The organism is Mucilaginibacter pocheonensis (assembly GCF_031456535.1).
In the GTDB taxonomy this organism is placed as follows: Bacteria; Bacteroidota; Bacteroidia; order Sphingobacteriales; family Sphingobacteriaceae; genus Mucilaginibacter; species Mucilaginibacter pocheonensis.
In genome coordinates, this window is sequence record NZ_JAVDUU010000004.1 from 1,083,760 (window position 1) to 1,099,093 (window position 15,334).

12 protein-coding genes are annotated in these 15,334 nt (G+C 45.0%); 3 read left to right on the forward strand and 9 right to left on the reverse strand.

The genetic code is table 11. From position 1 onward, the window contains the following. Positions 1 to 15: 15 nt before the first annotated feature. The 4 genes from J2W55_RS22805 to J2W55_RS22820 form a co-directional block, all read right to left on the reverse strand. The gene (locus J2W55_RS22805) at positions 16 to 1,671 is read right to left on the reverse strand and encodes a SulP family inorganic anion transporter (protein ID WP_310101679.1); all 1,656 of its coding nucleotides are present in this window, start codon (positions 1,669 to 1,671) and stop codon (positions 16 to 18) included. Next, positions 1,671 to 2,096 carry a DUF983 domain-containing protein gene (locus tag J2W55_RS22810; RefSeq protein WP_310101681.1) on the reverse strand — a complete coding sequence of 142 codons (426 nt, stop codon included), beginning with the start codon at positions 2,094 to 2,096 and terminating at the stop codon, positions 1,671 to 1,673. Before J2W55_RS22810 ends, J2W55_RS22805 begins: the two co-directional genes overlap by 1 nt. 64 nt (positions 2,097 to 2,160) lie before the next feature. Continuing rightward, positions 2,161 to 2,754 (reverse strand): class I SAM-dependent methyltransferase, encoded by a 594-nt coding sequence (locus tag J2W55_RS22815; protein WP_310101685.1) that lies wholly within the window; start codon positions 2,752 to 2,754, stop codon positions 2,161 to 2,163. A 69-nt stretch (positions 2,755 to 2,823) separates the two neighbouring features. Further along, positions 2,824 to 3,492, reverse strand: a complete 669-nt coding sequence (locus J2W55_RS22820) for a methyltransferase domain-containing protein (protein ID WP_310101688.1) — start codon at positions 3,490 to 3,492, stop codon at positions 2,824 to 2,826. Between the two features lie 178 nt (positions 3,493 to 3,670). Between J2W55_RS22820 and J2W55_RS22825 the strand changes: the two genes are divergently transcribed. Next, positions 3,671 to 4,378, forward strand: a complete 708-nt coding sequence (locus tag J2W55_RS22825) for a Crp/Fnr family transcriptional regulator (protein WP_310101692.1) — start codon at positions 3,671 to 3,673, stop codon at positions 4,376 to 4,378. Positions 4,379 to 4,718: 340 nt separating this feature from the next. Here the strand turns inward: J2W55_RS22825 and J2W55_RS22830 are convergent, their stop codons facing one another. The 3 genes from J2W55_RS22830 to J2W55_RS22840 all read right to left on the reverse strand — a co-directional run bounded on the left by J2W55_RS22830 (position 4,719) and on the right by J2W55_RS22840 (position 8,192). After that, positions 4,719 to 5,900 (reverse strand): phospholipase D-like domain-containing protein, encoded by a 1,182-nt coding sequence (locus J2W55_RS22830; protein ID WP_310101695.1) that lies wholly within the window; start codon positions 5,898 to 5,900, stop codon positions 4,719 to 4,721. Beyond that, positions 5,901 to 6,509, reverse strand: coding sequence for a hypothetical protein (locus J2W55_RS22835; RefSeq protein ID WP_310101698.1), 609 nt, complete (start codon positions 6,507 to 6,509; stop codon positions 5,901 to 5,903). A 687-nt stretch (positions 6,510 to 7,196) separates the two neighbouring features. Next, entirely contained in the window at positions 7,197 to 8,192 is a 996-nt protein-coding gene (locus J2W55_RS22840) for a GlxA family transcriptional regulator (protein WP_310101700.1), read from the reverse strand. A gap of 124 nt (positions 8,193 to 8,316) precedes the next feature. Here J2W55_RS22840 and J2W55_RS22845 point away from each other — a divergent pair, with 124 nt between their 5' ends. Both J2W55_RS22845 and J2W55_RS22850 read left to right on the forward strand, forming a co-directional pair. Then, a complete protein-coding gene (locus J2W55_RS22845) occupies positions 8,317 to 8,739 on the forward strand; it encodes an SRPBCC family protein (protein WP_310101703.1) in 423 nt (140 codons plus the stop codon). Positions 8,740 to 9,182: 443 nt separating this feature from the next. After that, positions 9,183 to 9,920 carry an epoxide hydrolase family protein gene (locus tag J2W55_RS22850; RefSeq protein WP_310101705.1) on the forward strand — a complete coding sequence of 246 codons (738 nt, stop codon included), beginning with the start codon at positions 9,183 to 9,185 and terminating at the stop codon, positions 9,918 to 9,920. A gap of 456 nt (positions 9,921 to 10,376) precedes the next feature. Here the strand turns inward: J2W55_RS22850 and J2W55_RS22855 are convergent, their stop codons facing one another. Next, positions 10,377 to 11,174: an FHA domain-containing protein gene (locus J2W55_RS22855; RefSeq protein WP_310101708.1), complete on the reverse strand. Its 798-nt coding sequence runs from the start codon at positions 11,172 to 11,174 to the stop codon at positions 10,377 to 10,379. A 12-nt stretch (positions 11,175 to 11,186) separates the two neighbouring features. Further along, positions 11,187 to 15,332, reverse strand: a complete 4,146-nt coding sequence (locus J2W55_RS22860; protein ID WP_310101711.1) for an FtsW/RodA/SpoVE family cell cycle protein — start codon at positions 15,330 to 15,332, stop codon at positions 11,187 to 11,189. Between the last annotated feature and the right edge of the window lie 2 nt (positions 15,333 to 15,334).

Consider the following 15,334-nt stretch of genomic DNA (forward strand, 5'->3'; position numbering starts at 1 on the left):
GTAAATAATGGCTTCTTATAAAACGTCACTCGCCCGTTTTAAAGCTTTTTCAAAAGTGTCTCTGATATTGGCTTTCCCAATCTGAAATGACAAACGTGCTTTATTTAACTCAGCCAGTACCTGTTTACTATTCACTTCGGAGAGGATGAGTTTTGTTCCTTTCTTTTTTATTTCGTCATGAACATCCCTCAATACCCTGATACCAGTCGCATCAATAACAGGTACGTTCCCCATCCGGATGATCAATACCCGCGCTGGCTTCTCCAGTACTTTCATCGCATCTTTAAATTTATAGACAACACCAAAAAAGAATGGGCCATTGATCTCAAAAACATCAACACCTTTTGGAATATCTTTACTATTAAGTTCAACATCAGGTGACTGATCCTTCGAAAAAAAAGCCTGCTGTACCGAGCTTGTCTGCATCATTTTACGCATAAACAAGAATGCAGCCAGGATCATTCCAATTTCAATAGCAACGGTCAGGTCCACCAGGACGGTAAGCCCGAAGGTGGTCAGTAAAACGGCGGCATCACTTTTTGAGCCTTTAAATACCGCAATGAAATTTTCCATCTCGCTCATATTCCAGGCGACCACGATCAATATACCTGCAAGCGTTGCCATGGGGATCAGTGCCGCCCACTTGCCTACAAAAAGCATAATCAGGAGCAGGGTGATAGCGTGGATGATCCCAGCAATGGGTGTTCGTCCGCCGTTTTTAACATTAGTGGCTGTTCTTGCAATCGCGCCGGTTGCAGGAATGCCTCCAAAAATGGAAGAGCAGATATTCGCAAATCCTTGAGCGATCAGTTCTGTATTAGAACGGTGGTTCCCGCCGGTCATGCCATCCGCGACAACCGCTGATAATAAAGACTCGATACTGCCCAGCAATGCGATGGTAAAGGCAGGCCTGATCAATTGCTGGATAGTTGCCAAGCTAATGCCTGGAATTACCGGGCGTGGTAAAGAAGAAGGGATAGCCCCGAAACGGCTACCAATGGTTTCTACTGGTAGATGAAAGAACCAAACTGCCCATGTGCTGATCACAATAGCGATTAATGAGCCCGGGATCTTGTAGGTTATTTTGGGCCACAGCAAAACGGTCAGTAAAGTAAAGACCCCGATGAATACAGCATATAGATTTACAGAAGACAAGTGCTGACCATATGTTATCCATTTACTAATAAAATCAGCTGGAACACTTCCCATTTTTAAACCTAAAAAGTCTTTGACTTCAGATGAGAAAATGATGACCGCTATCCCGGTGGTAAAACCAATGATCAGGGGATAAGGAATGTATTTGATGGTATTGCCCAATTTGGCCACCCCCGTGATGATCAATAGAATTCCGGCAATAAAAGTGGCGATAACTAAACCGCTGACGCCGAACTGCTGGACGATGCCATAGACGATGACGATAAAGGCACCCGTAGGTCCACCGATCTGTACCCGACTGCCTCCCAAAGCGGATATGACGAGCCCGGCAATAATAGCGGTAAAAATTCCTTTGTCAGGGGATACACCGGAGGCTATGGCAAAGGCTATCGCTAAAGGCAAGGCCACGATACCTACAATTACACCAGCCACTATATCTTTGTAAAATTGCGCCGGTGTGTAATCCTTAAGAGTATCGATCAACTTTGGTTTGAACAAATTTATTATGGTGCTCATTATTTAAACCATTTATAATTATTCCCATCAACAGGCGTATCTATATCAAGTTCGGGATGATAATGTACTTTTGGTGACAGCCAGTAAAGCAATATCACACGGGAGTAACGGAAATTCAGCGGTGAAAGGATGAATAAGCCGCCAAGGATCATGGTAAGATATAGCCAGGGTGAATCATTATTTCCGGTGACCAGGAAAGTAGCTACCCATAAAAAACCTCCCTCTGCGACATTCATGGCATAGCTCACATACATCGCCGCATAAAAATAACCCGGTTCGATCTCAAAAACCATTTGGCAATGCGGGCAATTCAGGTTGATTTTGTTAGAGCCGAGGCTGTAAGTGGCCCCCTCAAACATGTTTCCCCTGCGGCAGCGCGGGCATTTGGCCTGCAGCATAGCCCGTGATTTTGATGTTTTTACCATTCCTTATTTAATCAATGCAGTGCTTTCTTTATAAATACTTGAATTACAATACCGGTTCAGGAACTCATTCCTTGATCCACATTTTCAGGAACCTGCTATAGGAATTACCGACCAACTGGTAACTTAGGGGAACTTGACTATCGGCCCCATGGAATGTTACCAACCTTGTTTCCGGTGGCTTTTTGTCCAGCATTTCATAAACAAACCGGCTATAGCGGTCATAAAGCTCAAATGAAGTTTTTACAGCATAATCGATCCGGCTGTGGGGTTCGATGTTTTCGTAAAAAGGGTTATAAAAATAAAAGTGGTCGTAATTATCAAAGTCCAGATCAATCAGGTTGCCGTGAAGGAAATTCACATTGGGTAAATCAATCTCCTCCCTGGCTATTTCTGCGAAGGTAAATAGTTCGCTCCGCTGTTCAATACCGCAGAATGTCGTTTCTGGATGGAAAAAGCCCGCTACCAGGCAAAACTTTCCAACGCCGCTCCCGATGTCCAATACTTTGGCGTTTGGAATGGCCAGGAATTCTCCCGCCCTTTTAGCGATATCAACAGAGGTCCAGTGCATAGCCGATAATGCCTGGATATGTTCGGGGTAGAGATCGTCAAAAATATGGTCTTTGTCAAAAAGGGACGGACTTAATGTATCATGAAGCATATTGCTGTCTTTTTTATCGTTTCAAAACTCCGGAGAGAGCAGTTAAAAATCCGAATACATTTATTTGGGCTATTCTTTGATCCACATTTTTAGCAAAGTATCGTAGGAAACATCTGCCAACCTATAGTCAGGAGGAATCTCCTGTTCTAAACTGTGAAAAGTGACCAGGCGCGTACCTGAAGGCTTTGCACTCAGCGCCATATAAAGGTATTGGGTATAGTAGTTGTATAGCCCCTCTGATAATTCGATCGTATCATCGATTTTATTAATTTGATCAATATTCTCATAGAATGAATTATAAAAATAGAAATGATCAAACTCTTTAAAATTAATCTGGGTGACATTCCCGTAAAGGAAATTCACATTTGGCAGATTCGTGCATCTTTTAATTTCCTCTGCCAAATGATGTAATTCATGTCTTTGCTCCACTCCGTAAAAAAAAGTTTCCCGGAAATGATAACCCGCGGTCAAACAGAATTTACCGGTGCCACTACCAATATCGAGCACCCTGGTGTTAGGTAAAGATAAGAACTGGGCAGCTTTTTGAGCAATAGGCAATGGAGTGAAATGTTTGAGCGATAATAATTGAAGATGTTTGGGGCATAGCCAATCAAATTCCGTATTGTTGCTAAATAAGAGTTTATTGACCGTGTCGCGTTTCAGCGATCGGATTATTTCTGGTTTGATCTGATCCCCGGAACCGAGTGGCAGAGGCAAAAACGGATCATCTTTCATCATACACAAAATTAGAGCTTTAGCACCCGCAACGTTATGGTAAGACATCAGCATACGGGCTGATATTTATCAGTTTTTGCCGATAAATATCGACGTTATATCTTCCCGGTGTTAAGCGTTTTACACACACGGCTCACGGCAGCTGACCAAATAGGCTTCAATAAATTCGTATCTTTGTACCATGAGCCTATCTGGAATCTTTCCAATTGACAAATGGGAATTCACAACACAGTCTGTTCTAAATACCCTTTCAGAAGAAGATTACAACTTTTTGATCTCCCGGCAGGGGGCGCAGAAATATCAAAAAGGTGAGATCATTTTCAAGGAAGGTGTTGTGCCTTCCGGTATTTATTTTATCCACCAGGGAAAAATAAAAAAGTATAAAGTTGACAGGAGTGGCAGGGAGCAGATCATCTATGTAGCCAACAAAGGCGAACTGATCGGATACCATGCGATCTTAGCGGAAGAACGTTGTCCTGATTCTGCCGCCACATTGGAAGATAGCCTAGTTAGTTTTATTCCTAAAGAAGATTTTTTAACTATTTTAGATAAATCACCCGTTTTTGCCCGACGCTTGTTGAAAACACTGAGCCATGAGTTTAGTGTGCTGGCCAATGGTATTTCCGTGATCTCACAAAGGACCGCGACAGAACGGCTTGCCATTGCGCTGATCGTGTTAAGGGAAAAGTTTAAAGATGAAGGATCCGGTGAGCAAGAGATTATTTTAAATATCTCCAGGATGGATCTGGCTAGTTTGGCTGGGATTGCCCAGGAAAATGTGATCCGCCTGTTAAAGGAATTTAAAGAAGATGGTATTTTGGAAACGGATGGCCGAAAAATATGGATCAAGGATATTAAACGACTGGTTAAAAAATCAAATTACGGGTAATATCCTCTTTGCCCAGCAAGTGAAAGAACGTATTGTCAAAAAGATACGACTATTGTCAGGATTTATTATGCCGTTTCCCGGCTACCGCTGGGACCGGGCTATTCGCCATATTTGCTACGCAGATGTCGCTCCTATCCCGTAACGGGTTGTAGGTTATATCAATGTTTGCCCAGTGCGTAGGCAGGTTCGCTCAAATCATGCGCGAAAGCCGCATTCATTCGTTTAAGCTAGCAATTTGGTTTTTAATTTAAACTACTCAGTGTTTCCATGGAACGCTATTCGCCCCTATCATAGATGACCACTCCCGCCGGCAGGTCGACTGTATATTGGTTCGTACCGCTCACTTGATGAAGTATTTGCGGTCGGTGCAGTCCATTTCGCCGTCTTTGTAGGCATCGGTCAGCCAGGAGTTGTTTTGTTTCAGCAGCAGCGGTTTGCGGTCGGTCGCCGTGGCGATAGCGGCGCGGAAGTGGAAATGGTCGATGAGGCGGATGGTTTCGATGGCGAAAACGGTGGCGACATCTTTGTCGTAAATGGTGAGCAGGTTGTCGCCGTTTTGTTCTTCGCCGCCCTGGGCCAGGTTGGATGAGCCGCAGATCACGATGGGGTTAGCGTCGTTGAAATCAAGCACGACCATTTTGTGGTGGACGCGGTGGCCCTGGCTGGTGCTTACCTCTTTGCTAAAGGGCTTTGGCAGTGTGGACGCCAGCAATTGCGTGCTGACCAGCCGTGCCCGCGTGGCGCCGGGCCGGTAAACCGCGATATCGTCGGCCATATCGGTAATGCCGTAGCTAAAAAGCGCGCGAGTGTTGTGCATATCCCGCAATTTCTTGACGACGGATCCGCCTGTCACTCTGGTCAGTTGCATCACGGCGAATAATACGCTGCCCTGGGCAGCGTCTATGACGGCATTCACCTGATCCAGTATACGCGTCGCCGCTTCCTTGGTATGTGGTGCAAAGGAGATCGTCATTTTGGGCAGTCCGGGCCGGTTGATATTAAAGTCATCGGTAAACAAGGATAGCCCCTTCAATTTTTTTATAGTCCAGGTCGGCTGCTTCGATAGCAGGCTCAGCGAGGCTTCGAATATTTGCAGATATTGGTCGGCGACTTTTTCGTCATCCAGGATCAGGACATGGTTCGCATTGACACAAAGCCCGTTGATGGAAAAATTGGTGGACCCGGTCAGTACTTTGATGGCTTTGTTGTCATCTTTCAGGATCATCACCTTACAGTGCGCCTGGCGGCTAAAAGAACCCCGCACAAGGACCCCTTGCGGTGTGGTGGCGCGAAACTGATCCTCGAAATCTTTTTTGACGAGATAAGCCTTGTCCGTCGTGTCCGTTTCATGATCATCTAAAATGATGCGCACTTTACCGGCTACGCCTAAAGCAAGCAGTTCTTTGGCAATATCCGGTTCCGAAAAGTCATAGGCGAGCACATCCAGTGATTTCTTTCCGGTGGCATCATCAGTCACTTCTTTAATCAAATTCAGGATCGCGTTGCGTGCCTGCCAGCCCATCTAGGCAAACTGGTCGGCATAGCTAAAATTACCCACATTACCGCTTGTGGCCGGATAGGGCCCGCTGACCTGACTGGTATCAAAAAATATTTTTCGTTCATCCGGCGATAAACTGGTGTCGTTACCGAACCTCCGAGAATAAGCCTGCGAGATCATAAAACCGCGGGTAAAAGAAATTGATAATTTATCTTTCACAAAAGGGTTTAATCCCAAGGAAACATCAACCGTAAGATTAGCGTCCAAAGGCTGCAGCGCGCTACTTTTCCAATACCGTGGCATAACATAATAGGTATAACTACCAAACTCCACCGTATTCTCCTTGCTCGAATAAGGCACATGCAACCAGCGAAATTTCTGTATCGGGCAATCCAGCGAAGAATGCGAGGACATCGGTTGCGGCGACTGGCCCGGCACAGGTACGGGCGCGGCAGTAAAACTCAAACGATTCGGCAAATAAAAGGTATGACCCAATGGCGTTTTGAACTGAATGGTGAACCCCACACAGTCTTTTATCAGATTTTCAGTTAAGTCAAATGCTAAAAGCGTCATCGCATCCCCGCAATAAGCCTTAACAGTGACACCGTTTTTGATTTTGGATTGTGAACTCATGGCCTTTGGTTTAAGTCCCTGAATATAAGAAAAATAGAAGCTTAATATCCAAATAATATTAAAATATATATAGGGTGTCCCGGGATTGAGCCATCTTCGGCCTTATTCACTTAGATACCCATACTTATGCTTATTTTTAAAGATGCGATGACGGAGTTTTTCAATCATTGTCGGTACGAGAAGAACCTTTCGGCCAAGACGCTTAAATTTTATACGATCGACCTGCTACAGTTCCAGGCCTTTTAGAATTGTGGGTGTTTCCTTCGACTACCACACCCGATTTATGAGTAGCGGACATAAGCATCCTGGAATAAATTACCAACAACTGTCCCCACTATTCAGGAGGTACTGACACATAAAGATCCTGTCATGACTAAGGCGCTAAAAGTAGTAGAAAAAGAATGATGTGTACTTGGTGCTTAATAAGCGATCAGGTTGTTCCAATCCTTACCAAGACGAATAAAATAATTCTCATTTCGTAAGGGTAGTGTTGGTTTGGATTGTCTCAGTGCCAAATTTTATCAAATGAAAAAATGAAGCTGTATTCTTAGCTAAAATTACATGGGTGACAGTGCACACTAATTAAAAGGGACAGCTATAAGCGGGAAGCAGACTTTCGTTGAGCAAAAGATCGACTGTACGGCAATTAATGTGGATGCTTTAGCTCCCGTATTGTTCTTTCTAGCATCATTCTTTGATCGCCAGGTCGTACTCGTTCGCCACCCTTGCGAACTTATTTCTATATTCTATTGGTGTAAGCCCTGTTATTTTCTTAAAAATATCCCTGAATGCTTTGGTATCGGTATACCCGACGCCATACATAACTTCGGTAACATTCTTTCTTGACGCTTCGAAGAACTTCTTTGCAGCTTCTATTCTTACCCGTTGCAGGTATTCCATCGGTGTATTGGTAGTTGCTTCTTTAAATCTTCTTTCAAAAGTCCTGCGGCCAACATTGATGAGGTTTACCATATCTTCAATGGTGATCTTATCTTCATAATTTTCTTCGATATAAGCCTGTATCTTTTTAATACCAGCGTCACCATGGTTCTTCTGTCCCTTAAAAATGGCGAATTGGGATTGGCTGTCCCTGCCAATATCCAAGGCAAAATATTTGGAGATCATGACAGCCGTTTCCCGGTCGGAAAATTTTTCGACCAGATACAGAATCAGGTTCCATAAGCTGCTTGCACCACCGCTGCTATAAATATTATCGTGTTCAGTGATGACGGCACCGTCTTCGACCTCTACCAGTGGATATTTTTCTTTGAACTCGGTTATATGTGCCCAATGAGTAGAGCACTTCTTTCCATTTAACAGTCCAGTTTCTGCCAGCAGAAAAGCACCTATACATAAACTGGCAAGGCTGGTGCCATTTTCATGGAGTTTTTTAAAGTATGGTATGGCTTCGGCATTGGCCTGGATCCCCATATCAGTGTTTCCGAAAGTGGGTGGAATAATGAGCAGGTCCGTATGGCTCACATCCTTCAGCAGTCTATCGGTTTTTATCGTGTATTCGCCATTGTTGGCAGGTACATATTCATTTAAGCCCACATACTCAACTTTGAAGGCAGGTTTTTTACCAAATGTAGTTAAAAACTCATTAGCCGTGAGAAAGGTTCTATATGCTGGCGTAACAGCTTCTATTACACCATACTGGGGAACGAAAACGGAAATTTGCATAAAAGTTTAGAATAAAGATACACATCTCTTGTCGTAATCCTACCCAAATTTGTCGTTTTTACAACAGACCTGATTTTGTAGCCTGTAGCATCTTTGTACTGTAAAATTAATTAAAACAGATGCGATGACAAAACAAACAAAAATTACGGTAGAAGCAACAGTGAATGCTCCCGTAGAAAAAGTATGGCAGGCATGGAATGATCCCGCCGACATTGTGCAATGGAACACACCCGACCCAAGCTGGCATACTCCGCATAGTGAGAACGACCTTCGGTTAAACGGCAAGTTTAAGCACAGAATGGAAGCTAAAGATGGCAGCTTCGGTTTTGATTTTGAAGGTACGTATGATAAGGTTGACCTGCACAAGGAAATAGCTTATACCATGCCTGACGGCAGAACAGCTACAACATTGTTTTCGGATGAGGATGGTAAGACCAGGCTTATAACAACTTTTGATCCGGAAACACAGAACGATCCTGAATTTCAGAAACAAGGCTGGCAGTCTATCTTAAACAATTTTGTTAAATACGTGGAATCAAATAATTAGTAATAAATCCTTAACAACATGAAAAAGAATAAAATCATCTATTGGGTGGCTACTACTATCATTATCCTTTGGGAAGGTGTAATGCCACTTGCGACCATCAGGGCAAAGTAACTGAACAACAGGTCGCATCATCGATAAATTTACTATAAAGGTTTAGGAAAGATAATCGATAAATCAAAAAATCTAAAAAGATGAAGGAGAACACAGTTTCATTACAGGGTAATAAAATTAGCTGGATTTGACTTTTACTTAGCCGGAAATGTATGATATATGATCAGACAGAAAGATAATGAAAGCCTGCTTTCATTTCTCAAATTATTCATAACAAGTCTAAGGAAGCTAAATTTGACAATTTAAAAGCAATCAAATTTCAGTCACAATAGTTTTAAACTAATGTTCGAATAAGAATGCAGTTAACAAAACTATAATCTAAAAACTGAAACATGGCAACGCCAGAGATAAGCCCTTTTAAAATTGATATTTCTGATGAACGTTTGACCACCATTATGGCCAAGGTTTCTGCATATGACTGGAGTCAGCTTCCGGACGCAGGTGGGTGGGCCTCAGGTGTCGGGATTGCAGACCTAAAACGACTGGTTGAGTATTGGCAGAACCAGTTCAACTGGCGTGAGGTTGAACTGTGTCTTAATCACCTGCCGCATTATACAGTAGACATTGAGGGCGAACGCCTCCATTTCATACATTTTAAAGGGAACGGAACAAAGCCACCCTTGCTTCTGATACATGGTTGGCCCGGATCTTTTCTCGAATTTGAAGCCATTGCCAGCCTGCTTGCAGCAGACGGGCATGATGTAATCATTCCTTCACTTCCCGGGTTTGCGTTCTCCAATCCGATTACCGGTATCATTGGCCCGCGCCGGGCTGCAGAACTCATGCATGCGCTGATGTCCTGTCTTTTTGGCGAGAAACCATTTATAGTACAGGGTGGAGACTGGGGTGCGCATATTGCCAGTTGGATGGCCTTTACCAAACCGGATGCTATGCTGGGTTTTCACCTCAATATGGTCAGTATCTATGCAGAAGATGCCGAACCGATATCTGCTGAAGAAAAACAATTGTTTTCGCGGCGGGAAGTTATCCTGGACATAGAAACCGGGTATAACCATGAGCAGGAAACGCGCCCGCAAACCTTGGGTGTCGCTATGGCTGACAGCCCGTAACCGAAGGTCGAGCACTTGTTGCTCATCTTCAGAAGCTGGACGTCGTGTACGATACTTCGGGCCGCGCTTGGCCGGCAACAGGTCCAATTCATTACCCGACTGTTTAAAGCGGTTATAATACTTGAGAAAACTTCTTGGATCGGTATCATGCGCTGAATAAAAATCTTTGGCATACCTAAAGGTTGGGTGTTCTCCGAGCTTTACCTGTTCATACTCTTTGATCAGGAAGCGGTATTTACTTAAATAATTCCGTTTTAAGGTTAGATCGTTGTTTATGTTTCGCATAACTCTTTAGCTTAAGCTTATAAAGCTAATTCTGTTACCGAATTATCTAACCTCTACAGCAATGACGCGCGGGGTTAATTGCGATGACGCGCGAGAAGGTAATGACAGGCTCTTTATCCTTTTGTCAAAAAATCCAAAAGTCCAACGTCCCCAACCTCATAATCCCCAAAACTACCCCTCAGCCTTCGTGCTAAATAAAAACACGGCAGACTCGCCCAATATCACCTGGTCGCCTTCACTCATGGGGTGACCGATCTGTGTGGAGTTCAGCTTGATCATTTTACCATCGGCTGCAATATGGATCTTGGTTTTATTGCTGGGCGGTACACCGCCTTCATCGGCAAATATCATAAAACACTCCGCATCCTTATTCCATTCAATATGGGCGTGCTGCCTGCTGATGAATTTATTGCTTTCATCGGTACTGGTAGCGGGGAACACCAGCTTATTTAACCGATATGACCCGTTATCGGTCACCGCTTTTTTATCGCGACCTATGTTTATTTTATCGTCAGTGGCCTTTATTACATACTCTTCCTGCTCAGCCTCGCCGCTCAATATCCGGATATAGGCAACCGCCGATGCTGCATTATGCATTACCTGCCTGCGGGTATGCATCAGGAAAGCGGCATCAAGATTTGGTATCAGGGTAGCCTCAGGGGGAAGTTCACTGGTAAATTTTACCTCTATTGTCCAGTCGGCCGGCAGATCAAGCGCATAATCATCGGCTATTTTCTGGATCTCGTTCCTAAACTTATCTTTATCATGCACATAAACAGCCCCCTCGTACAGGTGTTTCTCTTCGGGATGGGCATCAATAAAAAGCAGCAGTTCTTTGATATGACTGCCTTCACCCCCCTCTACTTTTTGCAATGCTTCTTTTATAAAACGCAGCAGGGCATCACGCAGGCTTTTAACATCCCAGTCGCGCTTTTCCCCTTTATTCTTATTAAATATATTGAATGCCATATTCAGTACGGTTTATGGATTTGTTTCTTCTGTTAATGCGGTATCTCCCGGTAAATTTATTTCCTCCGCCGGCGGCGCTTTCGGCGGTGCCACCTCTTTTTCAGGAGCAAAGCTTTTCATATATCCTTTTTTCAGCAGGAAAGGTATCACGTGGTTGCCGGCCAGCTTTACTGCATCTGAGGATCCCTTTGTTGACTCAATACGGATACAAACCACCATATTTCCCTTTCCCCTAGCTTCGGGTGCAAAAAACACATACCAGCCATCGTTCACGCTTTTATTTTTCACTATACGCTCGGGCGTACCGCTTTTACCCGCTACCGCTATATGCAATATAGGTACTTTGGGTGCGCTTTGGGTAATCATATATTGTTTTAATAACGCCGCATATTCGGGTTTATCTGCCAGTTTAACCCCGGCTTTTGATGCCATTACCGTATCATTTATTTTGAGTACAAAGCGATTAGGTTTTAAAATACCATCATTGGCCACGCCCGATATAAGCCGGGCCACCGCCGCGGGTGTTGCTATCAGTTCGCCCTGCCCCCAGGCCATACCCGATATACCTTTGGCCCTTGTTTTATGGATGTTGTTAGGATCATACCGCGGCTTGGTATTAAACTCGGTCTTTCTCCACAGTTTGCGCCATTTTTCTTCCTGGTCGGCGTTCTCAGCCGGCTTATTGTAATAGTAGCCGCCTACGCCATGCAAAAACATACCGGTTTTTAAATACAGGTTGCCCATATACTCTTCCAGATGCTGCTGATTGGCCAGTTTTATAAAATATACGTTGTTTGATTTGGCAATGGCCCTTTCCATGGTTATCATACCTGTTTCGTCGGGTTCAATACCTTTAGTTCGTATCCGCTCATTCATACTTACGTGATACACCACATCGGCCGCCCCTATGCCCAGTTTATTAAATGCTGACATGGCCGTTAATACTTTGGCTGTTGATCCCGGTTGCGAGGCATAAGTAAACCCAAGATCTGTTGTGGTCATCCAAGTGCCCAGTTTGTTCTGGTCTGTTTGCGACATGGTAAGCTGGTCCCAGTTGCGGACAGGCGGCAGCGGGTAAACTGCCGATGTAAGCACATCGCCGGTGGCGGCTTCCATGATCACAACAGAAACCCGGTTGTCAAGCAATGAAGTATCGGCGGCTATAGATTGCTGTATGCTGGCCTGCAGTTCGGCATCAACCGTAAGTTGTACATCGCGGTTCTTGTTTTTAAAGGCTGCTATCTCAGGCCCGTTTATATCGGCCAGCAACAAGGGCGCAAGCGCGCTGTAATCACGCTTGTTAACCGTCATTTCCTTTACACCGCGTGGCAAAAAGCGGTCTTCCTGGTAGCGGGATGCCTTTACGTTATAACTGGTTACCGGCATTCTAAAACCACGCAGTTCGGCGGCATGTTCATATTCGGCAAAATAACCGTTCGTACTGCCGTTGAATACCCCGGTGTTGTCATCGCCCGTCCAAAAAAACGTTTGCTCCTCAAAAGGATAAAACCGTTCCAAACGTTTGTGCATTGCCGAATCGAGGTCATAGTGCATTAAACCTGTAGCGGCCAGTTTTTCTTTTTGCTTTTGTATCAGTTCGGGCTTGCTGGTGGCCAATATTAAGCCGTTGCGATCAAGCAATGAGCCGGCCTGCAGCTTATTCATCAATATGCTGATGCGGGGGTTATAGCTAAACATACGCAGACCGCTTTTATCTGCAACCAAAGCTGGTTTTACCACCCAATGTATATTATCAACACTGTAGCGCGATACATTTGTGGTAAGTAAAATTACCGCGGCCAATGCTGCAGCAAGCGCGGGTACCAGGTTTTTATCCTGCTGTTTGGTAATATAGCTCATCTGCACAGCTGTACCTTTTACTGATGATACCGACAGCAAAAAGCCCGCAGCCACCATATTGATCACCAGCGATGAACCGCCATAACTTTCAAACGGGAGCGATACGCCCGACAGCGGCAACGCGCCTATAGAGCCGCCTGCAATAAGTATGAACTGCACAAAGGTACAGGTGCCAATACCGGCGCTAAGGTAAAACAGCAGCGGTGTACCCGTTTGCCGCCCTATAATAATTGACCGGTGCAGGTACAGCAAAAACAGTATAAATACGGCCGCCATGCCTGTCCAGCCAAACTCTTCGCCAATGGATGGCAGTATCATATCGGTATGCGCCTCAGGGATGGTTTTGGCAAAGCCCTGCCCAATGCCGGTACCGCTTAAGCCGCCGCTTGCCATAGCCCACAGGCCATTGGCTACCTGGTCGCCGCCATAAACCTCATTGTTCCAGGCATCCTGCCAAATAGCCTTGCGCTCAACTAAACGTTCAACCGGACCGGGAATGATCTTATCCAACCCGGGTATTTTATCAATAGTTAAAAAGGCCGTTACCACGATGAGCGCCATAAATGCCGATTCGCTGAGTAAACGGGGCTTTAAAAAAGCTACCAGCCCCCAAATGCCAAAGGTGACTAAAGCGCTGAGCCAAACATTATCAAATACCCAGGTGCTAAGCACAAACAGCAATACATAAGCGGCCATGTACAGAAAATCACCGCGCGAAAAGGAAAACAGGATGATAAACGTAAAACAGATCACCATGGCCGGTCCCAGATCGCCCAGCACTAAAAACAAAAGCAGCGTAATAATGGTGGCAATCAGCGCAAATGAAAAAAACGACCAGCGTTTGCCCCAACTGGCGTACTGGCTGATAAACCTTTCGTTGGCAGCAAAAAAACCGGCCAGGAATATCACAATGAGGTATTTAACGATCTCGCTGGGCTGCACGCCAAGCAGGTTAACTTTTACGCCGCTGCCCTCGGGCCCGGTACCAAATAAAATGGTACTGAACAACAGGGCCATGGCTAAAATGGCCCAGGGCCAGCCATTGGCCGCGCTGCGCGCGCCTTTAAAAAACAGTAACCTGTATAGGGTTGAATCGGCATTAAACCGGCGCAGGTTAAAAAACTGCATTATGCAGATACCGCCCACCCCTATGCCCAGGTAAATAAGGGTGTCTTTAGCCAAAAACCTGTCGCGCAGTGGGTCTTGCAATGATAATAACGTAAGAAAGGAGATGCCGGTGAGCAGCATTACCAGCGGCAGTATCAGCTGATCGGCCTGTGGGTATTTGCTGCTGAGCAGCACGTGTATGATAAGGAAACCGGCAAAAAAACTGCCCGCAATTATCCAGTACCATTCATTAAATTCATCTTGGGTGCGTACAATAAAGGCGCCCTCTTTTTTAAGGATATTAAAATCGCGGGTTGATAAGAGCTTGATGGTATGCGGGGACTGAAAAAAGTTAAGCGTTTTATTGCCGGTGAGCTCCACCACACCCTGCGATGTACCAAACTCAAAACCAGGCTGCAGCGGCAGCACTTCAAAAGCCTTGCCGGTGGGCAGGTTTTTAAATTCATACCGGCCATTTTCGTCGGTGCGGGCAAAGGCCGTGAGCGATTGCAGCTGGCGTTTTTTATCGGCATTAATAACGTAAACTTTTTTATAGGCGTTGGTAGCTTGCGTGGTAGCCGCTCTTGAAGCGATCTCCTCATCGGTATAAATACTATCCTGCGGTAGTATCATGGTAAGGCGTACCAATACACCTGCCACGGGCAGTTCTTTATGTTTGATAGTTCCCCTGATGCTGTATTCGCCCAAACCCAAATCGGTTTGCACCGGTATTTGCGGGGGATGGTTCCTTTCCTGCGTAAAACGAACGGAATCATCGCCGGTATAGCCCAGTAAAGAGCGCGATACCATTACCCGTTTTTTAAACGACTCGCCGCCGTTTGCAAAAGCATCATCGGCAACAACATAATATTTATGTTTGTTTATTTCGCCCGCGTTATCAAACCCTTCGCCGGTATTTGCTTTGGCGGCAATTGCAGTCCTGATGTAATCAACATCCTTAGGGTCATCAAAATAATAGCCTTTTTGCAGCAGGGCGGCCACATTACGGGCGGTGTTTGGGGCGTTAAGGTTTACAATGGTACCATCCTTAAGCCGCTTATCAACGTCCACAAACTTTTGCTGCAGCACAAAATAAAGCTTACCAAACAATACGGCCAGCACAATACCTGTGAGCAATAAAAACAGCCGTTCCATTCTCCTGCCTTGTGGCTTGGGTGTACCCTGATCCATTA